This window comes from Micromonospora sp. M71_S20 (assembly GCF_003664255.1).
Classification (GTDB): Bacteria; Actinomycetota; Actinomycetes; order Mycobacteriales; family Micromonosporaceae; genus Micromonospora.
Genome location: NZ_RCCV01000001.1, coordinates 746,613 through 769,862 on the forward strand (window position 1 = coordinate 746,613; position 23,250 = coordinate 769,862).

Annotated in this window: 18 protein-coding genes and 1 pseudogene; 6 read left to right on the top strand and 13 right to left on the bottom strand. The window is 75.7% G+C overall.

Annotation, left to right across the window (positions count from 1 at the left end):
• Nucleotides 1-123: 123 nt before the first annotated feature.
• A complete protein-coding gene (locus DER29_RS03505) occupies nt 124-1,464 on the bottom strand; it encodes an aminotransferase class I/II-fold pyridoxal phosphate-dependent enzyme (RefSeq protein WP_121395997.1) in 1,341 nt (446 codons plus the stop codon).
• Between the two features lie 34 nt (nt 1,465-1,498).
• Here DER29_RS03505 and DER29_RS03510 point away from each other — a divergent pair, with 34 nt between their 5' ends.
• Nucleotides 1,499-2,743 carry a bifunctional pyridoxamine 5'-phosphate oxidase family protein/GNAT family N-acetyltransferase gene (locus tag DER29_RS03510; protein ID WP_121395998.1) on the top strand — a complete coding sequence of 415 codons (1,245 nt, stop codon included), beginning with the start codon at nt 1,499-1,501 and terminating at the stop codon, nt 2,741-2,743.
• Nucleotides 2,740-3,408, top strand: a complete 669-nt coding sequence (gene leuE, locus DER29_RS03515) for a leucine efflux protein LeuE (protein ID WP_121395999.1) — start codon at nt 2,740-2,742, stop codon at nt 3,406-3,408. The genes DER29_RS03510 and leuE overlap by 4 nt, the downstream gene beginning before the upstream one ends.
• Nucleotides 3,409-3,418: 10 nt before the next feature.
• Here the strand turns inward: leuE and DER29_RS03520 are convergent, their stop codons facing one another.
• From DER29_RS03520 to DER29_RS03565, 10 genes are all read right to left on the bottom strand, one after another.
• Nucleotides 3,419-4,345 carry a sporulation protein gene (locus DER29_RS03520; protein ID WP_121396000.1) on the bottom strand — a complete coding sequence of 309 codons (927 nt, stop codon included), beginning with the start codon at nt 4,343-4,345 and terminating at the stop codon, nt 3,419-3,421.
• Between the two features lie 168 nt (nt 4,346-4,513).
• A complete protein-coding gene (locus DER29_RS03525) occupies nt 4,514-5,578 on the bottom strand; it encodes a hemolysin family protein (protein WP_121396001.1) in 1,065 nt (354 codons plus the stop codon).
• A complete protein-coding gene (locus tag DER29_RS03530; protein ID WP_121396002.1) occupies nt 5,575-6,924 on the bottom strand; it encodes a hemolysin family protein in 1,350 nt (449 codons plus the stop codon). The genes DER29_RS03525 and DER29_RS03530 overlap by 4 nt, the downstream gene beginning before the upstream one ends.
• Nucleotides 6,925-7,135: 211 nt before the next feature.
• A complete protein-coding gene (gene mnhG, locus DER29_RS03535) occupies nt 7,136-7,468 on the bottom strand; it encodes a monovalent cation/H(+) antiporter subunit G (RefSeq protein WP_121396003.1) in 333 nt (110 codons plus the stop codon).
• On the bottom strand, nt 7,468-7,737 hold the full coding sequence (locus tag DER29_RS03540; RefSeq protein WP_121396004.1) for a monovalent cation/H+ antiporter complex subunit F: 270 nt from the start codon (nt 7,735-7,737) through the stop codon (nt 7,468-7,470). Before DER29_RS03540 ends, mnhG begins: the two co-directional genes overlap by 1 nt.
• Nucleotides 7,738-7,740: 3 nt before the next feature.
• Nucleotides 7,741-8,313 (bottom strand): Na+/H+ antiporter subunit E, encoded by a 573-nt coding sequence (locus DER29_RS03545; RefSeq protein ID WP_121396005.1) that lies wholly within the window; start codon nt 8,311-8,313, stop codon nt 7,741-7,743.
• Nucleotides 8,310-9,815, bottom strand: coding sequence for a Na+/H+ antiporter subunit D (locus DER29_RS03550; protein ID WP_121396006.1), 1,506 nt, complete (start codon nt 9,813-9,815; stop codon nt 8,310-8,312). Before DER29_RS03550 ends, DER29_RS03545 begins: the two co-directional genes overlap by 4 nt.
• A 25-nt stretch (nt 9,816-9,840) precedes the next feature.
• The gene (locus DER29_RS03555; RefSeq protein ID WP_121396007.1) at nt 9,841-10,293 is read right to left on the bottom strand and encodes a Na(+)/H(+) antiporter subunit C; all 453 of its coding nucleotides are present in this window, start codon (nt 10,291-10,293) and stop codon (nt 9,841-9,843) included.
• Between the two features lie 23 nt (nt 10,294-10,316).
• Nucleotides 10,317-13,151: a Na+/H+ antiporter subunit A gene (locus DER29_RS03560; protein ID WP_121396008.1), complete on the bottom strand. Its 2,835-nt coding sequence runs from the start codon at nt 13,149-13,151 to the stop codon at nt 10,317-10,319.
• Nucleotides 13,152-13,430: 279 nt separating this feature from the next.
• Nucleotides 13,431-13,832 (bottom strand): hypothetical protein, encoded by a 402-nt coding sequence (locus DER29_RS03565; protein ID WP_121396009.1) that lies wholly within the window; start codon nt 13,830-13,832, stop codon nt 13,431-13,433.
• A 157-nt stretch (nt 13,833-13,989) separates the two neighbouring features.
• Between DER29_RS03565 and DER29_RS03570 the strand changes: the two genes are divergently transcribed.
• Nucleotides 13,990-18,585, top strand: coding sequence for an ATP-dependent helicase (locus DER29_RS03570; protein WP_370040030.1), 4,596 nt, complete (start codon nt 13,990-13,992; stop codon nt 18,583-18,585).
• A gap of 8 nt (nt 18,586-18,593) precedes the next feature.
• Here the strand turns inward: DER29_RS03570 and DER29_RS03575 are convergent, their stop codons facing one another.
• Entirely contained in the window at nt 18,594-19,190 is a 597-nt protein-coding gene (locus DER29_RS03575; protein ID WP_121396011.1) for a hypothetical protein, read from the bottom strand.
• A gap of 146 nt (nt 19,191-19,336) precedes the next feature.
• Here DER29_RS03575 and DER29_RS35040 point away from each other — a divergent pair.
• Both DER29_RS35040 and DER29_RS35045 read left to right on the top strand, forming a co-directional pair.
• Nucleotides 19,337-19,720 (top strand): annotated as a pseudogene (locus DER29_RS35040) (GNAT family N-acetyltransferase); the annotation flags it as partial.
• Nucleotides 19,721-20,065: 345 nt separating this feature from the next.
• Nucleotides 20,066-20,854: an S-adenosyl-l-methionine hydroxide adenosyltransferase family protein gene (locus DER29_RS35045; protein WP_233600003.1), complete on the top strand. Its 789-nt coding sequence runs from the start codon at nt 20,066-20,068 to the stop codon at nt 20,852-20,854.
• A gap of 129 nt (nt 20,855-20,983) precedes the next feature.
• Here DER29_RS35045 and DER29_RS03585 read toward each other — a convergent pair whose 3' ends face one another.
• Complete coding sequence (locus DER29_RS03585) at nt 20,984-22,198, bottom strand: hypothetical protein (RefSeq protein WP_121396013.1); 1,215 nt, start codon at nt 22,196-22,198, stop codon at nt 20,984-20,986.
• Between the two features lie 110 nt (nt 22,199-22,308).
• Here DER29_RS03585 and DER29_RS03590 point away from each other — a divergent pair, with 110 nt between their 5' ends.
• Nucleotides 22,309-23,217, top strand: a complete 909-nt coding sequence (locus tag DER29_RS03590) for a zinc finger domain-containing protein (protein WP_121396014.1) — start codon at nt 22,309-22,311, stop codon at nt 23,215-23,217.
• Nucleotides 23,218-23,250: the final 33 nt, after the last annotated feature.

Consider the following 23,250-nt stretch of genomic DNA (forward strand, 5'->3'; position numbering starts at 1 on the left):
GGAAACACGCGCGGGGACCCGCCGGGCGGGACACGCCGGTGCGAACAAAGTGGACGGTGTGGGCGGAGTGACGACGCGGCGTCGCCCGCACCGGGCCGGCCGGGGTCGCCTCGGGCTACCCGCTCACGCCGTGAAGCCGGCGACCGGGGCGGGCTGGACCGCCCGGGCCACCGCCTCGGCCAGGTCCGCGATCTCCGCCTCGTCGAGCGAGCTGACGGTGATCCGCAGCGCCGGCGGGCCGGCGATCCGGTGCAGCGCGCCGGGCGCGACCGCCCAGCCGGCGTCGCGCAGCGCGGTCAGCACACTGGTCTCGTCGTCCACCGGCAGCCAGACGTTGATGCCGCTGCGGCCGTGGGCGACCAGGCCGTGGTCGGCGAGCGCGTCGATCAGCGCCGTACGCCGCCGCTCGTAGCTGCCGGCGGCCCGCTCCACCAGCCCGGCCACGGCGGGGTCCCGCCAGAGCGCCAGGACCAGCCGTTGCAGCACCGTGGAGACCCAGCCGGCACCGACCCGGGCGCGCCCGGCCACCCGGGCCACCGTGGTCTCGTCGCCGACCAGCACGGCCAGCCGCAGGTCGGGGCCGAACGGCTTGCTCACCGAGCGGACGAAGGCCCACGTCGGGGTCGCCCCGGCGAGCGGGTGCAGCGGTACGCGAGCCAGCTCGGCGGCGTGGTCGTCCTCGATCAGCAGCAGGTCGGACCGGCCGGCGAGCAGGGCGCGCAGCTCGCCGGCCCGCTCGGCGGAGACCGCCGCGCCCGTGGGGTTCTGGGCCCGGCTCGTCACGATCAGCGCCCGCGCGCCGGCGGCGAGCGCGGCGGCGACCCCGCCGACGAGCGGACCGTCGTCGTCGACCGGCACGCCGATCGGCCGCAGCCCGAGCGCGGCGACCAGGTCGAGCAGGTTGGCCCAGCCCGGGTCCTCGACCGCGACCGCGTCGCCGGGGCGCAGGTGCGCGCCGAGCAGTCGCTCGATGCCGTCCAGCGCGCCGCCGGTGACGGTCAGCTCCGCCGCCGGCACGCCGTCGGCGGCCAGCCGCTCGCGGGCCGCCTCGGCCAGCTCGGGCAGCACCCCGGCCGCCGGGTAGCCGACCGGCTCGCCCGCGGCGGCGGCCAGGCCGGCGAGGTGCGCCCCGAGGGGTGGCAGCAGCCGCACGTCCGGCTCGCCCCGGGAGAGGTCGCGCAGGCCGGGGGCGGTCGGCGGGCGCAGCGCGGACCGGCGCGACGCCACCGGCGGTCGGGGCCGGACCCGGGTGCCGTGCCGGCCGGCGGTGACCACCAGGCCCCGCTGGCGCAGCTCCTGGTAGGCGCGGGCGGCGGTGGCCGGGCTCACCGCGAGCCGGGCGGCGAGCTCCCGCACGGGGGGCAGCGCGTCGCCCGGGGCGAGGGCGGCGGAGCGGATGCCCGATTCGATGCTGGCCGAAATCTCGGCGGCCGTCGTACCGACGACCTGATAGCGTGCTGACACAAATCAGAGATTGTACTAGAACAAAGGTCGAGCCATGTACGCACCCACCGACCGGACCACCGCCAGCCGCTCCCGGGAGCGGATGAGCTACGACGAGGCCGCCGCGCACGCCGTCCTCGACGAGGCGTACGACTGCGCGCTCGGGTTCACCGTCGACGGCGAACCCCGGGTGCTGCCCACCCTGCACGTGCGCGTCGGCGACACCCTCTACCTGCACGGCTCCACCGGCAGCCGGCCACTGCTCGCCGCCCGGGGCGACGGGCTGCCGGTCTGCGTCGCGGTCACCCTGCTCGACGGCCTCGTCTACGGCCGCTCGCAGTTCCACCACAGCGCCAACTACCGCTCCGTGGTCGCGCACGGCACCGCCCGCCTGGTCACCGACGAGCGGGAGAAGCTGCGGATGCTGACCGCCCTGGTGGAGAAGGCCGGCGCCGGGCGCAGCGCCGACAGCCGACCCCCGTCGCGCCGGGAGCTGGCCGAGACGGCCGTGCTGGCCCTGCCGCTGCGGGAGGTGTCGGTGCGCGCCCGCACCGGCGGCGTACGCGACGAGGAGACCGACCTCGCCCTGCCGCACTGGGCCGGCGTGGTGCCGCTGCGGCTGACCGCCGGGCTGCCCGAACCCGACGCCGGGGTGACCGTGCCGGTGCCGGCGTACCTGCGGCCGGAGACGTCGCCGTGGCTCGACCCGGCGGTGCTGCGCGGGGAGCACGTGCTGCTGGAACCGCTCGACCTCGCGCACGCCGACGAGCTGCACGCCGCGACGGCCGACCGGGAGGTCTGGCGGCACCTGGGCGGCCCGCAGCCGGTCGACGCCGCCGGCACCGCCGACGAAATCGCCACCGCGCTGGCCGCGCACCGGCGGGGCGAGCGGGTGCCCTGGGCGCAGCGCTGCGCGGTGACCGGCACGGTGGTCGGCACCACCTCCTTCTACGAGGTGGACCCGGAGCGCCGGGCGGTGGCGATCGGCTACACCTACCTGGGCCGCCCCTGGTGGCGCACCGGGATCAACACGGAGGCGAAGCTGCTGCTGCTCACCCGCGCCTTCGAGGAACTGGGCGCGGTACGGGTGGTCTGGCACACCGACATCCGCAACGAGCGCTCGCAGCGGGCGATCGAGCGCCTCGGCGCGTCCCGCGAGGGGGTGCTGCGGCGGCACCGGATCCGTCCGGACGGCTCCTGGCGGGACACCGTGCAGTATTCGATGACCGTCGACGAGTGGCCGAACGCACAGGTCACGCTCCGGGAAAGGCTTCGCCGGGCGGCACCCGTGGCCCCATGATGGCGGGCGTGCTGGGCATCACCGACTTCTGGACGTACGTGCTGGGCACCGTGGCGATCGTTCTGCTGCCCGGTCCCAACTCCCTCTTCGTGCTCTCCACCGCCGCGCAGCGGGGCGTGGCGGCCGGCTACCGGGCGGCCGGCGGGGTCTTCGTCGGCGACGGGGTGCTGATGTTCCTCTCCGCCGCCGGCGTGGCGTCGCTGGTCCAGGCGTACCCGCCGTTCTTCCTCGTGATCAAGTACGCCGGCGCCGCGTACCTCGGCTATGTGGGGTTGACGATGCTGCGCGGCGCGTGGCGACGCTGGCGGACCCGCAACGACCCGGCCGCCCCGCGGCTCATCGACGCCGCGGAGCCGGCGGCGATGCGCAGCCCGTTCCGCAAGGCGCTGGTGATCAGCCTGCTCAACCCGAAGGCGATCCTCTTCTTCGTCTCGTTCTTCATCCAGTTCGTGGACCCGGGCTACGCCTGGCCGGCGCTGTCGTTCCTGCTGCTCGGGCTCATCGCCCAGGTCACCAGCGTGCTCTACCTGACCGCGCTGATCTTCACGGGCACGTTCCTGGCGGCGCAGTTCCGTCGGCGCCACCGCCTGGCCGCCGGCGCCACCACGGGCGTCGCCGCGCTCTTCCTCGGCTTCAGCCTCAAGCTGGCCACCGCCACCGCCTGACCCCGTCGGGTCACGTGCCGTCGCCGCCGCCGGAGCCGCCGATGCCGCCGGAGCCGGCGGTGCCGCCCAGCCCGAAGCCGGGGTGGATCGGCTCGTCCGGCGGGCGGCTGACGTGCGCCGACCCCGAGATGGTCGCGGACCAGTCGGCGTGCGCGGCGGCCGCGGCGTGCCGGTTGATCGCCGTACGCAGCCAGGCGTCCACGGTCGCGATCCAGTCCCGCTTGTCGGCGCCGACGTGCCAGACCCGGAACCGGCTGATGCTCTGGTGGGTGATCCCGGCCAGGGCCAGCCGCCGGTCCAGCCAGAGGATCACCTCCAGGCCGGCCGGCTCGGCGATGAAGATCAGTTCCAGCTCGGTGATCGGCCCGGCGTAGAGCGGCGCCACCCAGTAGCCCAGCCGCTGGTGCAGCGGCAGGGTCTGCGCCACCCCCGGCAGCCGCGCGTCGACCAGGCCGGCCTGGCGCATGCTGAAGCCGAGCGTGTCGAGGGCTGCCAGGACGTGCGCCTGGGTGGGCAGCGGATGCACGAAGACCGGCACCATCGCGCCCTGGTCGAGGCGGGGCTCGACCGCCACCTCCGTACGCAGCCCCATCCGCAGGCTGAGCAGGGGCGCCCCGCCGAACACGGTCACCGGGGTCTCCCACGGCAGCGGGAACTCGAACGGAATCGACCGGCCCCGCCCGGCCCGCAGCACGAAACCGCCGGCCACCGTCGCCTGGTGGAACTGCACCAGGCGACGGGGCGCCTCCGGGTCGTCCGGCTCGGCCGTGGTGACCAGGCCGAGCCGGACGTGCAGGACGGGTACGTCGGTGGAGCCGGCGACGACGGTGACCCGCCCCGGCAGCCGCAGCCCGGGACGGGTGCTCGCGTTGGCCAGGGCCGTGCGCACCGACAGGCCGGTCCAGCCGGACTCGGGCGACACCCCCGTCAACCGCACGGCACTCCCCCGTCCGCCACCGGGCCGGTCCCGCTCAGCCACCCCACGGTCGCGGACCTCGCGCGGGGTCCCTCCATGGTCGCGGACCCGGAGGGTGGCCCCCTCCATGGTCGCGGACCCCGCGCGTGGCCGCCCCGACTTCGGCGAACAGCGGCCACCTGTCCGGTTTCACCTCATGCGTCGACCGCGCGGCACCGGGTCGGTCTCGTCGTCGAACTCGCCGATGACCTCCTCCAGCAGGTCCTCCAGCGCGACGAACCCGATCGGCCGGGTCGGCCCGCCCCCGTTGCGCACCAGCGCGAGCTGGGACTGCCGGGCGCGCATCTCCGCCACGGCATCGCTGACCGACGCCGAGGCCGGCAGGGTGAGGGCGTTGGTCATCAGGTCGCCGGCGGTGGCCGTACGGCCCGTGGTGGTGACCCGCACCGCCTCCCGGACGTGGACCAGGCCGCAGACGTCGCCGTTGGCGTCCAGCACGGCCAGCCGCGAGCGGCCGCTGTCCCGGCTGACCTGCTCGATGCGGTCGGCCCCCTCGTCGCGGCGCACCGTCACCATCTGGTCGAACGGCTCCATCACCTGCGCCACCGTGGTGCCCTGGAGCTCCAGCATGCTGGTCAGCATCTCGTGCTGTTCGGCGCCCAGCAGGCCGTGCTCGCGGGACTGCTCCAGCAGCATCCGCAGCTCGTCCGGGCCGTGCACCTGGGCGAGCTGGTCCTGCGGGTTGACCTTGACCAGCCGCAGCATCGCGTTGGCCAGCGCGTTCATCACCGACAGCACCGGCCGGGCGACCCGCGCGAAGGCGCGGAACGGCAGCGCCAGCAGCACGGCCGAGCGCTCCGGGTGGGTGATCGCCCAGGACTTCGGCGCCATCTCCCCGACCACCAGGTGCAGGAAGGTGACGACGCTCAGCGCGAAGATCAGTGCGATCACGTGACTGGCGGCGTCCGGCAGCCCGACCGCGTGCAGGAGCGGGCTCAGCAGGTGCTCGATCGCCGGTTCGGCGAGCGCGCCGAGACCCAGGGTGCACAGGGTGATGCCGAGCTGCGCGCCGGCGAGCATGAGCGACAGCTCACGTACGCCGTCCAGCGCGGCCCGGGCGGCCCGACCGCCACCGGCGGCGGCGTGCTCCAGCCGGTAACGCTTGCTGGCCACCAGGGCGAACTCGGCGGCCACGAAGAAGCCGTTCAAGGCCAGCAGGATCACCGACGTGAAGAGCGCGATGCCGGGGCTCATGCGGACACCTCCCCGGGCTCGGCGATCCGCAGCCGGACCGAGTCGGCCACGTGCCGGTCGACGGCCAGCACCTCGACCAGGGCGCGCGGCTCCTGCGCGCCGTCCTCGCCGTCGGCCGGCAGGCTGATCTCCAGCCGGTCACCGACCTCGGGGACCCGCCCCAGCTCCCGCATGACCAGGCCGGAGAGCGTGTCGTACTCCGGGGCCTCGGGCAGCGAGATGCCGGTGCTGTCGGCGACCTCGTCGATGCGCCAGCGGGCCGGCACCACCCAGGAGCCGTCCTCCTGCCGGGCCGGAGCCCGCTCCGGCGGGTCGTCCTCGTCCCGGATCGGGCCGACCAGTTCCTCGGCGATGTCCTCCAGCGTGATCACGCCGGCGAAGCCGCCGTACTCGTCGACCACGCAGGCCAGCTGCCGGTGGCCGGAGCGCAGCCGGTCCAGCACCGTCGGCAGCGGCAGCGTCTCCGGCACCAGCAGCGGGGGTCCGGCGACCGCGCTGACCGGGGTGCTCGCGCGCTTCTCCGGGGGTACGCCGAGCACGTCGGCGATGCCGACGACGCCGACGAGGTCGTCGACGCCCTCGGTGCCGCGTACGGGGAAACGGGACTTGCCGGTGTCCAGCAGCTCCACGACCCGGCTGAGCGGCTCGTGCGCGCGTACGGTGTGCACGTCGACGCGGGGCACCATGGCCTCGCCCGCGGTCAGCCCCCGGAAGTCGAGCCCCCGGTCGAGCAGCGTGGACATCTCGGCGGTCAGGTGCCCCTCCTGGCGGGACTCGGCGATGATCTGCTCCAGGTCCTGCGGGGTGGCGCCGCTGGGCAGCTCCTCGATCGGCTCGATGCCGACGCGGCGGAGCAGCCGGACCGCGGCCCGGTCGAAGAGCTTGATCAGCGGACCGGCGACCTTGAGGTAGATCAGGGTGGAGCTGCTCAGGGCCTTCGCGAGGGGCTCGGGCCGGGCGATGGCGAGGTTCTTCGGGGCCAGCTCGCCGAGGACCATCTGCACCACGGTGGCGATGACCAGGGCCAGGACGACGGAGAGCGGCAGGGTGACGGCCGTGGAGACGCCGGCGACCCCGAGCAGCTCGGCCAGCCCGGCACCGAGGAACGGCTCGGCGACGTAACCGACCAGCAGGGCGGTGACGGTGATGCCGAGCTGCGCGCCGGAGAGCATGAACGACAGCCTCGCGGTCACCTCCAGCGCCCGGGCGGCGGCCTTGTCGCCGTCGTCGGCCAGCTGCTTGAGCCGGCCCCGGTCCACGGCGACGTAGCCGAACTCCTGGGCCACGAAGTAACCCGTGGCGACGGTGAGAACGATGATGAGGAGAAGACCAACGACGATCAACACGGGTCGCTCAGGGCTCCCGGGGTCGTCGGGGTCGGGATACGCCGGGCACGACCCGGCTGGCTACTGCTGCCCTCCTGGGCAGAAGAGTCGATCATGCGGCCCATTTTATCGGGATCGGCTGGATATCCGCTGAAGGTGTGCCGAAGGCCCCCCGGCGTCCGCGCCGCCGCAGCCGGCGGGGGACGCCTCGGCCGCCGTGGGCGGGGGGCCGTCAGCGGTCGGCGAGTTCGTCGGCGTCGAGCAGGGCCGGATCGACCCGGCCGGCGCGGTACGCGGCCCGGCCGATCATCTGTGCCGCCACCGGGGCGGTGGCCAGTTGGAAGATCCCGACCAGCGCCACCATGCCCAGGTCGGCCGGGGCACGCAGGCGCAGCCCCAGGCCCAGCAGCAGGAGCAGCACCCCGAGCACCTGCGGCTTGGTCGCGGCGTGCATCCGGTCCAGCGTGCCCGGGAAGCGCAGCACCCCGATCCCGGCGGCGAGGCTCAGCAGGGCGCCGGCCACCAGGCAGCCGGCGCCCACCCAGTCGGCCAGGTCGCCCCACATCACACCTCACCGTCCTCGCGGACGGCGAAGCGGACCAGCGACACCGATCCCACGAAGCCGAGCATGGACAGCGCCACCAGCACCGGCAGGGTGGTGGCGTGGCGGTTCACCGCGGCCTCCGCGCCGACCGCGCCCACCATGGTGGCGAGCAGCATGTCGGCCGCGACCACCCGGTCGATCAGCGACGGCCCCCGGTAGAGCCGGATCAGGGCCAGCAGGGCGGTCACCGAGAGCAGGGTGGTGAGGGTGACGGCGAGGAACGTGGTCACGGGTCAGGGTCCCCTCTCGACGGGATCGGCGCTCACCTGGCGGACCTCGGCGTCGGAGCCGACCGCGCGGACGAGCCGCCGCTCGACGGCGAGGATCCGCCGCCGGCTGCCACGGAGGTCCTGCGGACCGTGGGTGTCGAACACGTGCACGTAGAGGACTCCGACGTCCCGGTCCACCTCGACGATCAGCGTGCCCGGCACCAGCGAGATCGCCTCGGCGGTGAGCGCCAGGTTCAGGTCGGTACGCACCCGCAGACGGACCGCGATGATCGCCCCCCGGGGCCGGTAGCCGGGCTGCACCGCGACCCGGGCGACGTGCGCGCTGGCGCTGACCAGCTCGCCGACGAAGCGCACCGCGAAGACGAACAGCGGCCCGGGGCGCAACCGGCCGCCGAAGCTCACGGGCGGCAGCGGGAAGAACAGCAGCACGGCACCGGCCACCAGCGCCCCGCCCGCGAGGTTGCCCCACGAGAAGTCCCCCCAGAGCAGGCTCCAGACCAGCACCAGCCAACCGAAGGCGATCAGCCGGTCGCGGCGCCCCCGCCCGCGCGGCGGCGCCGCGGAGGCCCGGGTCACGGGGCACCGACCGGCAGCACGGAACGGATGTACGGGGTGCGCTCGCGCAGGTCGGCCGCCGCGTCGGCGGTGACGTCGAACAGCGGCCCGGCGACGACGGTCAGCGCCAGCCCCAGCCCGACCAGCGCGATCGTCGCGCCGACCATCAGCGCGGGCAGGCGGACGACCGGCTCGGTGGTGGCCAGCCGGGGGGCACGCCAGAAGGCGATGTTCCACACCCGCGCGGCCACGTAGAGGGTGAGCAGGCTCGTCACCGTCCCCGCCGCGACCAGCACGCCGGGCAGCGGCTCGCCCGCCGCGACGCCGGCCTGGAGCAGGCCGAGCTTGCCGAGGAACCCGGAGAAGGGCGGCACCCCGGCGAGGTTCATGGCGGGGACGAAGAAGAGGACGCCGAGCAGCGGGGCCGCCCGGGCCAGCCCGCCGATGCGGCGCAGGTCGGTGCTGCCGGCCCGCTCCTCGACCAGCCCGGCGACCAGGAACAGCGTGGTCTGGATGGTGATGTGGTGCACCACGTAGAAGATCGCGCCGGAGAGCCCGGCCACGGTGCTGAGCCCCACTCCGAAGATCATGTAGCCGATGTGGCTGACCAGGGTGAACGAGAAGAGCCGCTTCATGTCGGACTGGGCCACCGCGCCGAGGATGCCGACCACCATGGTCAGCCCGGCCACCACCATCAGCAGCCCGGACAGGTGGCCGCCGGGGAAGAGCAGCGTCTCGGTGCGGATGATCGCGTACACGCCGACCTTGGTGAGCAGGCCGGCGAAGACCGCCGTGACCGGCGCCGGCGCCGTCGGGTAGCTGTCCGGCAACCAGGCCGAGAGCGGGAATACCGCCGCCTTGACCCCGAAGGCGAGCAGCAGCATCAGCTGGAGGGTCAGCCGTACGCCGTCGGGCAGGGCGTCCAGCCGGTGCGCCAGCTGGGCCATGTTCAGGGTGCCGGTGGCCGCGTACACCAGGCCCACCGAGGCGAGGAAGATCATCGAGGAGAGGATGCTGACCACCACGTACGTCGAGCCGGTGCGGATCCGGGTCTCGGTGCCACCGAGGGTGATCAGCACGAAGCTCGCGGCCAGCAGGATCTCGAAGCCGACGAAGAGGTTGAACAGGTCGCCGGCGAGGAACGCGTTGGTCACGCCGGCGGTCAGCACCAGGTAGGTGGGGTGGTAGATGGTCACCGGGACGGTCTCGCCGAAGTCCCCCTGTCCCTGGCCGACGGAGTAGAGCAGCACGCACAGGGTCACCGCGGAGGAGACCACCAGCATCAGCGCGGCGAGCTGGTCCGCGACCAGCACGATGCCCACCGGCGCCGGCCACCCGCCGACCTGGACCACCACCGGCCCGTGCCGGTACGCCTGCACCAGCAGCACCGCCGCCACCGCCAGCGTGGCGGTCAGACACGCCACGCTGACGACCCGTTGCAGCCCGGGCCACCGGGCCAGCAGCAGGGTGAGCGCCGCGCCCAGCAGCGGCACCACCACGGGCAGCGGCACGAGCCAGCTCATCGGGCGCCCTGTCCCGCGTACCCGGTCATCCGGGGCCGTCCCCGCGCCGCAGCCGGCGCGGCGGCTCCGGGTCGACCTGCTCGGGGTCGGCGTCCGGGCCCTCGCCGCCGAAATCGGCGGCGGCTGGCTCGTTGCGCTCGGCCGCCTGCCTGACCTGCCGGTCCTCGATGTCGTCGGGCACCTCGTCGTCGCCGGTCAGATACCAGCTGCGGTAGCTCACCGCCAGCAGGAACGCGGTCAGCCCGAAGGTGATCACGATGGCGGTGAGGATCATGGCCTGCGGCAGCGCGTCGCTCAACGCGCCGGCGGGCGCCGCGCCGACCACCGGGGCGGCCCCGGCGCGCCCACCGAGCAGGATGAGTGCGTTCACCCCGTTGCCGAGCAGGATGACGCCGAGCAGGATCCGGGTCAGGCTGCGTTCCAGCAGGAGGGTGACCCCGCAGCCGACCAGCACCCCCACGGCGACGACCAGCACCATGGACGGTCCCTCGACGCCCGTCCTCACGGCCGCTCCCCCTGCCGGTCGACCCGCAGCCCGCCCCCGGACTCGCCGGCCGCCTCGATGTGCCGGTCCACCTCGGCGCCGAGGCTGCGCAGGATGTCCAGCACCAGCCCGACCACGACCAGGTAGACGCCGACGTCGAAGAAGAGGGACGTGACCAGGTAGAAGTCCCCGATCAGCGGCAGCCACAGGTTGATCCGGGCGCTCTCGAGCACCGAACCGCCCGCGAACAGGGCGACGGCGCCGGTGCCGATCGAGACGAAGAGACCGGCGCCGAGCACCGTGCCCGCGCCGACGGGGGCGGCCTCGGCCAGCTCGTAGCGGCCGCCGGCCAGGTACCGCACGGCCAGCGCCAGGCTCGCGACCAGGCCGCCGGCGAAGCCGCCGCCCGGCGCGTTGTGGCCGGCGAAGAGCAGGAACAGGGAGAAGACCACCACCGTGTGGAAGACCAGCCGGGTCACCACCTCCAGCACGATCGAGCGCTGCCGCTCGTGCAGGGTCGCCCCGCCGCGCAGCCAGACCCGGTGCCCCGGCCGCTGCACGCGGCTCGGCGGCTCCGGGCGGCGGGGGCGGGGCCCGGTCCGGGACTGCTGGAAGACCAGGCTGGCCACGCCGGTCGCGGCCACCACCAGCACCGACAGCTCGCCCATCGTGTCCCAGGCGCGGATGTCGACCAGGGTCACGTTGACCACGTTGCGGCCGTACCCCTCGGTCACGGCCAGGTCCGGGAACGCGTCGGAGATGGTGGGCGCCCGCCTGGCCGAGGCGGCGGTCAGGGCCAGCCCGCCGGCCACCACGCCGACGACCAGCCCGATCGTCCGACGCACCCACTTCATGTGTCTCGGGCGGGCCGAGAACCGCTCCGGCAACCGGCGCAGCACCAGCACGAACACCGCGATGGTGGCGGTCTCGACGAGGAACTGGGTCAGCGCCAGGTCCGGCGCGCCGTAGACCACGAAGAGCATCGCCGTGCCGTAGCCCGTCATGCCCACCAGCAGCATCGCCGTCAGTCGCCGGCGGGCGCCCACCGCCAGCACCGCCGCGACGGTCACCACCGCCACCACCACGACCTGCAACGGGCTGTCCCAGAGGGCGATCCGGTCCCGCCACGGACGGGTGGCCAGCATCGCCCCGCCGGGCACCAGGGCGAGCACGATCAGGATGACGCCGAGGTACTGCGGCAGCGAGCCCCGCTGGGTGGCCCCGGTGACCCTGATGGCCAGCCGGTCGAAGCGGCGGGTGAACCACTCGTACCCCTGGTTGCCACTGACCGGTACGTGCAGCCGGGCCAGCACCGGGGCCAGCGGGCCACGCAGCGCGAACAGCAGCGCGCCGCCGGCCACGGCCAGCGCGGAGAGGCCGAGCGCGGGGCTGAGGCCGTGCCAGAGCGCCAGGTCCTTGCCGACCACGCCGAACGACTCGGCGTACGGGCGGAGCAGGCCGTCGAGGATCCCGGCGGCAGGGCCGGCGGCCAGCCCTACGGCGGCCAGCAGGGCCGGCGGGGCGAGCATCGACGCGGGGACCCGCCCGAGCACGGCCGGCGCCACGCCCGGCCGGGTGGCGAACGCGCCCCAGACGAAGCGGGCGCTGTAGGCGACGGTGAGCGCCGTGCCGACCACCAGCACGGCGACGACGGCGGGTCGGTCGGTGAAGGCGGCCAGCACGGCCTCCTTGGCGACGAAGCCGACCAGCGGCGGCAGCCCGGCCATCGACGCGGCGGCGAGCACCGTCACGGTGACGAGCAGCGGTGCGCGGCGCCCCAGTCCGGACAGCTCCCGCAGGTCGCGGGTGCCGGCGCAGTGGTCGATGATGCCGACGACGAGGAAGAGCGGCGCCTTGAACAGGGCGTGGGCCAGCAGCATCGCCACCCCGGCCAGCGCGGTGTCCGGGGTGCCCGCCCCGATCGTCACCGCGATCAGGCCGAGCTGACTGACCGTGCCGTACGCCAGCAGCAGCTTCAGGTCGGTCTGCCGCAGCGCCGCCCAGCCCCCGGTCAGCATGGTGGCCAGGCCGGCGACCACGACCACCGGCCGCCACGGCCCGACGCCGGCCAGCACCGGGGCGAGCAGGCCGATCAGGTAGACGCCCGCCTTCACCATCGCGGCGGCGTGCAGGTACGCGCTCACGGGCGTGGGCGCCGCCATCGCCACCGGCAGCCACGAGCTGAACGGCAGCAGCGCGGACTTGGACAGTGCCCCGGCGAGAATCAGCAGGACCGCCGCGACGAGGTACGCCCCGCCCGGCAGCGGGGCGGCGGCGATCTCCGACCAGCGGTAGGTGCCGGCGTGCTCGCCGAGCATGATGAACCCCACCAGCATCGCCAGCCCGCCGAGCGTGGTCACGGTCAGCGCCTGCGCCGCCGCCCAGCGGCTGGAGCGCCGCTCGGTGCTGTGCCCGATCAGCAGGTACGAGAAGATCGTGGTGAGTTCCCAGCAGACGTAGAGCAGCAGCAGGTCGTCGGCGAGGACCAGGCCGAGCATCGCCCCCGCGAAGGCCACCAGCACGGCCGCGAACCGGGCCACACCGGCCGACTTCCGGCCGAAGTAGTGGGCGCTGTAGACCAGGACCAGCGCCCCGACGCCACCGACGAGCAGGGTCATCAGCCAGGACAGGGTGGTCAGCCGCAGCGCCAGGTCGACGCCGAGTTGGGGTATCCACGGGTACGTCTCGACCACCGCGCCGCCGTCGTGGACGGCGGGCGTGCGGGCCAGTGCCCAGCCGAACGCCGCCGCCGGCGCCAGCGCCAGCGGGTAGCAGGCGCGGGGACCCCACCACCGGACGAGCAGCGGCGCGACGAGGGCCGCCACTAAGTGGAGGATCAGCAGTACGAGCACCCGCGCTCCCGGTCGAGGTGGCTGCGGCGCGCGCCGGAGGTGAAACGGCACCTAGCTGCGATCACACGCCAGTTCGTCGCCCGGCGGGCGGTTTTGCGCGAATTCGTCCTGTTGTCGCCCGCAGCCGGTCAGCCGGCGCGGACGGGAGGGCAGCCGTCAGCCGAGGGCGACACGGAAGGGCGGCCGGGCGTAGGCGGCAGGGCGGCAGGGCGGCCGGGCGCCGGTGGGACGGCGGCCGGGCGCCGGTGGGAGGGCGGCGGCCAGCCGGAGGCGGTGGCGTCAGCCGACGGCGACGTCGGCGGTGGGGGCGACGGGCTCCCGGGCGGGGCGCTCGCCACGGGACTCCACCAGCAGTTCGGGACGGCCGAGCTGGACCACGACCTTGTTGACCACCCGCTGGGCGGCGGCGAGGGAGCGCACCGGCAGCAACCGGCCCCGGCTCTCCCGGCGCAGCACGAAGTAGTGCACGGCGGCGCGGACCTGCCCCCGGTCGGCCGCGCTGGCCTGGGCGGTGGAGACGACCAGCTCCCGCAGCGCGGCGGCGAGTCGCTCGGCCAGCTCCAGCTCCGGGCCGGACAGCCCGGTGCGGACGGCGGCGAGGTGACTGTCGACCTTGCGGATGAGCACGTCGGTGCCGGGCTCGAAGCTCCGCTGCTCGACGGTCAATCCGATCTCCTCCACCCCGGGCCGACGCTCCGGGTGAAGTTACTTTATGTTGTGGGGCACAAGCAAGCAGTTAAGTAAGACTTAACGGATTCAACGCGCAAACATCGCGTATGAGCCGGAGCGGGGCAATGGCCCCCCGACGAAGGCCTGGATGTCACACCGCCGGGGCAGGATGGATGGCGTGACGGATGCGATGGCGGGTTTCGGCGCGGCCACCCGGGAGTGGTTCGGCGCCGCCTTCGCCGCGCCCACCGCCGCCCAGACCGGCGCCTGGAACTCCGTCTCCGCCGGGCGCAGCGCGCTGGTGGTGGCCCCCACCGGCTCGGGCAAGACACTGGCCGCGTTCCTCTGGTCGCTCGACCGACTCGCCCGCGAGCCCGCACCGGCCGACCCCCGGCAGCGGTGCCGGGTGCTCTACGTCAGCCCGCTCAAGGCGCTCGCGGTCGACGTCGAGCGCAACCTGCGCACCCCCCTCACGGGCATCCGGCAGGCCGCCACCCGGCTCGGCGTCGCCCCGCCGGAGATCACCGTCGGGATGCGCACCGGCGACACCCCGGCCGACGAGCGGCGGGCCTTCGCCCGCACCCCGCCGGACATCCTCATCACCACACCCGAGTCGCTGTTCCTGCTGCTCACCTCCGCCGCCCGCGACTCCCTGCGCGGTGTCGAGACGGTGATCGTCGACGAGGTGCACGCGGTCGCCGGCACCAAACGCGGCGCCCACCTCGCGCTCTCCCTGGAACGCCTCGACGAGCTGCTGCCGGCCCCGGCACAGCGGATCGGCCTCTCCGCCACCGTCCGGCCCGTCGACGCGTGCGCCCGTTTCCTCGGCGGCGCCCGCCCCGTCGACGTGGTCGCGCCCCCCACCGCCAAGACGATCGAGGTCAGCGTCCAGGTGCCGGTGGAGGACATGACCCGCCTCGACGAGCAGGAGCCGCCGGAGGACGACCTCGGCGGCCTCGGCGCCCGCCGGGCGTCCATCTGGCCGGCGGTGGAGGAGCGCGTCTTCTCCCTGGTCAGGGCGCACCGGTCGACCATCGTCTTCACCAACTCCCGGCGTTCCGCCGAGCGCCTCTGCGCCCGGCTCAACGAGCTGGCCGGCGAGGAGCTGGCCGGCGGGTCCACGCCGGCGGCGGGCGGCGTGCAGGAGTGGGGCGGCCCGGAAGGGCCGGTGCGCGTCGGCCGTACGCCGGCGGAGCTGATGGCGCAGGCCGGGGCGGCGGCCGGCGCGGCGGCGGTGATCGCCCGCGCCCACCACGGCAGCGTCTCCCGGGAGGAGCGCAAGCACATCGAGGAGGCGCTCAAGTCCGGTCAGCTGCCCGCCGTGGTGGCGACCTCCAGCCTGGAGCTGGGCATCGACATGGGCGCCGTCGACCTGGTGGTGCAGATCGAGGCGCCGCCCAGCGTGGCCGCCGGCCTGCAACGGGTGGGTCGGGCCGGGCACCAGGTCGGCGCGGTCTCCCGCGGGGTGGTCTTCCCGAAGCACCGGGGTGACCTGCTGTCGTGCACCGTGGTGGCCGAGCGGATGGCCGTCGGCGCCATCGAGGAGCTGCACCACCCGCGCAACCCGCTCGACGTGCTGGCCCAGCAGATCGTCGCCATGGTGGCGCTGGAGCCGTGGCGCGTCGGCGACCTGGCCGTGCTGGTACGCCGGGCGGCGCCCTTCGCCGAGCTGCCCGACTCGGCCCTGCACGCCGTGCTCGACATGCTCTCCGGCCGCTACCCGTCCACCGCGTTCGCCGAGCTGCGGCCCCGGCTGGTCTGGGACCGCGCCACCGACACGCTCACCGGCCGGCCCGGCGCGCAGCGGCTCGCGGTGACCAGCGGCGGCACGATCCCCGACCGGGGCCTGTTCGGGGTCTTCCTGGCGGGGGCCGAGCGGGCCGCCCGGGTCGGCGAGCTGGACGAGGAGATGGTCTACGAGTCCCGGGTCGGCGACGTCTTCCTGCTCGGCTCGTCGTCCTGGCGGATCGAGGAGATCACCCCCGACCGGGTGCTGGTCTCCCCGGCCCCGGGGCAGGCGGCGAAGATGCCGTTCTGGAAGGGCGACCAGCTCGGCCGGCCCGTCGAGCTGGGCCGGGCCATCGGCGCCCGGGTGCGGGCCCTGCTGCGGCAGGACGACGAGACGGCGGTCGCCGCGCTGCGGGCCGGCGGCCTGGACGACTGGGCCGCCGGCAACCTGATGGCCTACCTGCGCGAGCAGCGCGCCGCCACCCGGTCCCTGCCCGACGACCGCACCGTCGTGGTCGAACGGTTCCGCGACGAGCTGGGCGACTGGCGGCTGGCCGTGCACAGCGTGCTCGGCGCCCGGGTCAACGGGCCGTGGGCGCTGGCCATCGGCCGCCGGCTCGCCGAGCGCTACGGCGTGGACGCCCAGGTGATGCCGTCCGACGACGGCATCGTGGTCCGCCTGCCGGACACGGCGGAGGAGCCGCCCGGCGCCGACGTGGTGGTCTTCGAGCCGGAGGAGATCGCCCAGCTCGTCGAGGAGTCGGTGGGCACGTCCGCGCTCTTCGCGTCCCGGTTCCGCGAGTGCGCCGCCCGGTCGCTGCTGCTGCCCCGGCGCGACCCACGCCGCCGCCAGCCGCTGTGGCAGCAGCGGCAACGCGCCGCCCAGCTGCTCGACGTCGCCCGCGAGTACGCCGACTTCCCGGTCACCCTGGAGGCCGCCCGGGAGTGCCTCCAGGACGTCTTCGACCAGCCCGCGCTGGCCCAGCTGATGCGCGACCTGGCCGCCCGCAAGGTGCGCCTGGTCGAGGTGGAGACCGCCCAGCCGTCGCCGTTCGCCCGGTCGCTGCTCTTCGGCTACGTCGGTGCCTTCCTCTACGAGGGCGACGCGCCGCTGGCCGAGCGCCGGGCCGCCGCGCTGGCGCTGGACTCGACCCTGCTCGGTGAGCTGCTCGGCCGGGTCGACCTGCGGGAGTTGCTCGACCCGACGGTGCTGGCCGAGACCGAGCGGCAGCTGCGCTGGCTGACCGAGCAGCGCCGCCCGCGCGACGCGGAGGACGTGGTCGAGCTGCTCCGCGTGCTCGGCGACCTCTCCGAGGCGGAGCTGGCCGAGCGGGGCGCCTCCCCCGGCTGGCTGACCGAGCTGGCGGCGGCCCGCCGGGTGCTGCGGGTGCGCGTGGCCGGCGAGGAGCGCTGGGTGGGCGTCGAGGACGCGGCCCGGCTGCGCGACGCCCTCGGCGTGGCCCTGCCGGTCGGGGTGGCCGAGGCGTACCTCGCCCCGGTGGCCGATCCGCTCGGCGACCTGGTCGCCCGCTACGCGCGTACGCACGGGCCGTTCGCCGCCGCCACCTGCGCGGCCCGCTTCGGGCTCGGCGTCTTCGTGGTCGAGCAGACGCTGCGCCGGCTCGCCGCCACCGGTCGGGTGGTCGCCGGCGAGTTCACCCCCGACACGGTCGGCAGCCAGTGGTGCGACGCGGAGGTGCTGCGGCTGCTGCGCCGCCGGTCCCTGGCCGCGCTGCGCCGGGAGATCGAGCCGGTGCCGCCCCGCGCGCTGGCCGCGTTCCTGCCCCGCTGGCAGCAGGTCGGCTCGTCCGCGCGGGGGATGGAGGCGCTGGCCGCCGCCGTGGAGCAGTTGCAGGGGGCGGCGGTGCCGGCGTCGGCGCTGGAACGGCTGGTGCTGCCCGGCCGGGTCGCCGACTACTCCCCCGCCCAGCTCGACGAGCTCTGCGCCAGCGGCGAGGTGCTCTGGGCCGGCTCCGGGGCGATCTCCGGCGGGGACGGCTGGGTCACCCTCGCGTACGCGGACGTCGCGCCGCTGCTGCTCGCCCCGCCCGACGAGGCGCTCACCCGCACCCCGCTGCACGACGCGGTCCTCGACGCGCTCGGCGACGGGCAGGCGCTGTTCTTCCGGTCGCTGTCCGACCGGGTCGGCTCGACGGACGACGCCGCGCTGAGCGCCGTCGTCTGGGACCTGGTGTGGGCCGGCCACCTCACCAACGACACCCTGTCGCCGTTGCGCGCGGCGCTCGGCGGCGGCGGGGCGCACCGGTCCCGTGCCACCGCGCCGCGCACCCGTTACCGGCGCCCCGGGCGGGTGGCACTGCCGACGCGCGGCGGCCCGCCGACCGTCGCCGGCCGCTGGTCCCGCCTGCCGGATCGCGACACCGACCCGACCCGCCGCGCCGCGGCCCTGGCCGACGTGCTGCTCGAACGGCACGGCGTGGTGACCCGGAGCGCGGTGCTGGCCGAGCAGGTGGCCGGCGGCTTCGCCGCGGTCTATCCGGTGCTCTCCGCGCTGGAGGAACGCGGCGCCGCCCGGCGGGGCTACTTCGTCGAAGGGCTGGGCGCGGCGCAGTTCGCGGTGCCGGGGGCGGTGGACCGGATCCGGGCGCTGGCCGAGCCGACCGACGGCGGGCGGGGGCGTGGCGGGCCCACCCTGGTGCTCGCCGCGACGGATCCGGCCAACCCGTACGGTGCGGCGCTGTCCTGGCCGGAGCGGGTGGTCGACTCGGGCGACGGGGCGGCCCCGGCAACCGGGCACCGGGCGGGGCGCAAGGCCGGCGCCGTGGTGGTGCTGGTCGCCGGCGAGCTGGTGCTCTACGTCGAACGCGGCGGGCGGACGATCCTCTCCTTCGCCGACGACGCCGACATGCTGACGGCGGCCGGGAAGGCGCTTGCCGACGCGGTCCACTCCGGCGCGTTGGGCGCGATGTCGGTGGAGCGGGCCGACGGCGAGGCGGTGCGCTCCTCGCCGCTGCGCGACGCCCTCACCGCCGCCGGTTTCCGGGCCACCCCGCGCGGCCTGCGGCTGCGCGGCTGACCCGCACGTCAGCGCAGGCTCGTGAGGACCTTCTCGTACCTGGCGCGATCGGCGGCGGGGGTCTTCGCCTCCAGGTAGTTGAGCACCACCGTGCCGCGCCGGAACGACTGCCCGCCCCACGTCTCGGCGATGTCGCCGGCGCTGGTCTCGTCGGGGAAGACGTACACGGTGACGGCGTCGGTCGCGACCAGCTCGGAGCAGCCCAGGCCGAGCCCGTCCGGGCCGCACTCGACCGACCGGTCCCGGGGGTTCGGCACCTTCAGCCCGGCGGCCTTGAACGCGTCGACGACCTGCCGCGCGCCGGGCGTCCCGGTCGGCCGGACCGGCAGCTTCACGGGCGGCGGGCTGGCGGGACGGCGCTGGGTCGGCCCGCCGGCGCTCGGACCCGCCGGTCCCGGGCCCGTCGACTTCGCGGTCGGCGGGGCGGCCGGCATCGTCGAGGCTTCCGCCGCGCCGGTCGGGCCCGAGGAAGGCACGTCGGCCGGGGTCGACGCCGTGGCGGCCGGGGGCGCGGCGCGCCGGTCCTCCGCGTCGTCGCCGCAGGCGGCGGTGAGGGCGGCGGCGATCACGAGCACCGCGACGGCGGGCAGGCTCCGGTTGGTCACCCCTGGCAGTCTGCCCAACCGGATCCCGTCCCGGCAGTGGCCGGTCGGTCAGTGCCGCTGTCCCATTTCTGCCAGCCCGCCCCGGTCGACCGGGGCGGGCGGCCGACGTCGGTACGATCCCGACCGGTCGACGAGGGGAGCCGAGGATGACCGGGACGAACGGGGCGGACGGGGTGGACGGGGCGGACGGGGTGACCGTCCGGCCGGCGCGGGCCGGGGACCGCCCGGCCGTCGACGCGCTGCACGAACGCGAGTGGGGTGGGCCGTACGTCGTCGCCCACGACACCCGGTACGACCTGCGTGCGCTGCCCACGCTGGTGGCGACCGACGGGGCCGGGGCGGTCGTCGGGGCGCTCGCCCACCACGACGACGCCGACGGGCTGGAGGTGGTCAGCGTGGTGGCCGCGACGCCCGGCGGGGGCGTCGGCACGGCGCTGCTGGCGGCGGCCGGGGAGGTGGCCCGGGCCGGGGGCCGGGCCCGGCTCTGGCTCGTCACCACGAACGACAACCTGCGGGCGCTGCGGTTCTACCAGCGGCGCGGGCTGCGGCTGGTGCGCGTGGACCGGGGCGCGGTGGACCGGGCCCGCCGGCTCAAGCCGAGCATCCCGCTGGTCGGCGAGGACGGCATCCCGCTGCACGACGAGCTGGTCCTGGAGCTTCCCCTCACCGCCGACGCAGCGGCCCTGACGCGGCCCCGCACCGCCGACGCAGCAGCCCTGACGCGGCCCCGCACCGCCGACGCAGCAGCCCTGACGCGGCCCCGCACCGCCGACGCAGCAGCCCTGACGCGGCCCCGCACCGCCGACGGACGGGTTCCCGCCGGCCGCCCGGTCGACGGTCGACAGGTCGTCGCCGGCGCGGCCCGCGCCCCGTGGATCTCCCTGACCACCGACTACGGCCTCGCCGACGGATTCGTCGCCGCCTGCCACGGGGTGATCGCGCGGCTGGCGCCGGAGGCCCGGGTCGTCGACGTGACGCACCTCGTCCCGCCGGCCGACGTACGCCGGGGCGCGGCGGTGCTCGCGCAGGCCGTGCCGCACCTGCCGGAGGGGGTGCACGTGGCCGTCGTCGACCCGGGTGTGGGCACGACCCGGCGGGGCGTCGCGCTGGCCACGCCCCGCGGGCTGCTGGTGGGGCCGGACAACGGCCTGCTGGTGGAGGCCGCCGAGGCGCTGGGCGGGGTGACCGCGGCCGTCGAGCTGACCGATCCGGACTGGCTCGCGCCCGAGGTGTCCCGCACGTTCCACGGCCGGGACGTCTTCGCGCCGGTCGCCGCACGGCTGGCGCTCGGCGCACCGCTGGCCGGGGTCGGTCCGGCGGTCGACCCGGAGTCCCTGGTCCGGCTGCCGGCGCCGGTGCTCCGGCGGGAGGCGGACGGGTTCACGGCCGAGGTTTCGACCGTCGACCACTTCGGCAACGTCCAGTTGGCCGCGCCGGCCGACCTGCTGGCGCCGCTGCCGGCCCGGGTCCGGGTGCGGTCGGGCACGGGTGGCGAGCCCGGCCGCGAGGCCGTGCACGGGCGCACCTTCGGCGACGCCCGGCCGGGCGGGCTGGTGGTGCACGCCGACTCCGCCGGCCGGGTCGCCGTGGCGGTCAACGGCGGCCGGGCGGTGGACCTGCTGGCGGTGGCGCCGGGCGACCTGCTGCGCGTCGCGGCCGACTGAGCGACGGGCCGGCGGGGCAACGGGCCGCCGCCGGACCGGGCGGACGCCGGACCGGCGGGACGGGCGACCCGAGCGCCGGGCCGGGCCGGAGCCACCCGTCCCGGCCCGGCGGGCGTACGCGGGTGGTGGTCAGCAGAGCGGCACCGTGCCGCCGTAGACCGCCGAGACGTACGCGTGGCTGACGTACTGGCCGCCGGCGAGGCGGTTCCACCGGTTGGTGGTCCGGTACGGGCCGGCGACGGTCTGCCCGGTCACGTAGCACTCGATCGGCACGTTGGCGTACCTCGCGGCCAGGCCACGCACCGCGTACCCCGTGCCGGCGCCGGCGCGGATGTTGAGCGGGCCGTCGCCGACCACGCCGCGCGGGCCGCCGCCGGTCCACAGGTACGCCACGTCCACCCAGGCGTTGGTGGTGAGCTGCAGCCCGTCCCAGAAGGTGCCGTCGGCGAGGTCGACGCCGGCCGGGTTCAACACCACCCGCCCGAACTGGTCCCGCCCGCCGTTGTAGCCGTACTGGTAGGCCGCCTGTGCCTGCGGCCTGCCCTGCGGAAGGTCCTTCCAGTTCTCCCGGACGGCGCTGAGGTTCCAGTAGTCGTCCCGGGTGTTCCACGGGCCGACGTCCCAGACCGGGGCGTACTCGCAGCGGCTGCCCGTGGTGGTGCAGACCCGGACGGTGTAGTCGCCGGTGTTCGCCGGGGCCAGGCCGCGCCGGGAGGGCAGTGCGACGAAGTGGTCCCCGGGCACGATCGTGTGCCCGTTGGCGGTCACCTCGCCGACCAGCCCGATCCGGGTCGCGTACACCCGGTAGGTGAGGCCGGGCGTGGCGGCGGCGACGGCGGCGACGGTGTCGGCGGTGTCGGCGGTGAGGCGCACGGCACGCACCTCCGCGGTGGCGCCCGGCCGGCTCGCGGTGAGCACCACCCGGGTCTGCACGCGGGTGACCGGCCGGTCGAAGACCGCCCCGCCGGTGGCCTCGCGCCACTCGGTCCAGCCCACCGCCCGCCAGCCCCGCACCTGGGCCTCTGCGGTGCCGCCGGCGGCGGTGCGGGCGTCGACGGCGGCGCGGACCCGGGTGGCGGGCCGGGTCAGGGTGCGCGGCGGCCCGAGGAAGATCCCCTCGGCGACCGCGCTGCGGGGCACGCGGGCCGGCGCGGGGCGGGGGTCGGCCAGGCGGAGCCCGGCGCGGGTGTGCCGGACGTTGACGTCGTCGGCGTCGACCCGGGAGAGGTCGGTGCTCCACCGTTCGCCGGCGGCGGCGAGCGCGGGGCCCGGGGAGGGTACGAGGGCGAGGGCGAGGATGACGGTCAGGGCGGCGGTACGGGCGCGACGGTGGGGCAGAATCATGGGCATTCTCCTCAGAACTCCCTGATCGTGCCCTTGTCGGTAGATCGACAGGAACCTCCATACAAATAGCGACACATGCGAATTCGGCTCGGACGAGGAAGGATGGACGGGTGCCCGAAGGCGACACCGTCTGGAACACCGCCCGCGTGCTGCACCGCGCCCTGGCCGGCGCGCGCCTGACCGGCAGCGACTTCCGGGTGCCGCAGCTCGCCGCGACCGACCTCGCCGGCTGGACGGTGCGGGAGTCGGCCAGCCGGGGCAAGCACCTGCTGCTGCGCCTCACCGCCCCGCCGCACGCCACGCCACCGCCCGACGCCCCGACCGCACCGGAGGGCGGCGCGGCCCCGGCGCAGGGTGGTGCAGTCTCGGCGCAGGCCGGCGGCGCGGCACCGGGCGACGACGGCGGGGCGCGCTGGACGCTGCACTCGCACCTGCGGATGGACGGCGCCTGGCGGGTGTACGCGCCGGGGGAACGGTGGGCGGCCCGGCCGGCGCACCTGATCCGGGTCGTGCTGCGCAGCGCGCGGGCGGTCGCCGTCGGCTACCACCTGCACGAGCTGGCGCTGGTGCCGACCGCCGAGGAGGGGTCGCTCGTCGGGCACCTCGGCCCCGACCTGCTCGGCGCGGACTGGGACCCGACGGAGGCGGTACGCCGGTTGGCCGCCCACCCGGACGTCACCATCTCCGAGGCGCTGCTGGACCAGCGCAACCTGGCCGGCGTCGGCAACCTCTACAAGTGCGAGGTGCTCTTCCTGCGCGGCGTCTCGCCGTGGACTCCGGTGCGCGCGGTGCCGGACCTCGCCGGGACCGTCGCCCTGGCGCAGAAGCTGCTCGCGGCGAACCGGGGCCGCTGGACGCAGAGCACCACCGGATCGCTGCACCGGGGGCAGACCAGCTACGTCTACGGCCGGCGCGCCCAGCCCTGCCGTCGGTGCGGCACCGCGATCCGCAAGGAGGAACTGGGCGAGCGGGTCACCTACTGGTGCCCGGTCTGCCAGCCGGAGCCTCCCGCCGACTGACGCCGCCGGGCCGGCACGCGGCCACCGGCCGGC

What these genes read in the sequence shown, in the direction of transcription:
- leuE (WP_121395999.1), top strand. Translation starts at nt 2,740, where the DNA reads ATGATGGCGGGCGTGCTGGGCATCACCGACTTCTGGACGTACGTGCTG.
- DER29_RS03555 (WP_121396007.1), bottom strand. Translation starts at nt 10,293, where the DNA reads ATGGTGCTGGTCGTCGCCGTGGGGGTGCTGGTCGGCTGCGGGGTCACC.
- DER29_RS03525 (WP_121396001.1), bottom strand. Translation starts at nt 5,578, where the DNA reads ATGAGCCCCGGCATCGCGCTCTTCACGTCGGTGATCCTGCTGGCCTTG.
- DER29_RS03570 (WP_370040030.1), top strand. Translation starts at nt 13,990, where the DNA reads ATGGATGGCGTGACGGATGCGATGGCGGGTTTCGGCGCGGCCACCCGG.
- DER29_RS03585 (WP_121396013.1), bottom strand. Translation starts at nt 22,198, where the DNA reads ATGATTCTGCCCCACCGTCGCGCCCGTACCGCCGCCCTGACCGTCATC.
- DER29_RS03510 (WP_121395998.1), top strand. Translation starts at nt 1,499, where the DNA reads ATGTACGCACCCACCGACCGGACCACCGCCAGCCGCTCCCGGGAGCGG.
- mnhG (WP_121396003.1), bottom strand. Translation starts at nt 7,468, where the DNA reads ATGTGGGGCGACCTGGCCGACTGGGTGGGCGCCGGCTGCCTGGTGGCC.
- DER29_RS03550 (WP_121396006.1), bottom strand. Translation starts at nt 9,815, where the DNA reads ATGAGCTGGCTCGTGCCGCTGCCCGTGGTGGTGCCGCTGCTGGGCGCG.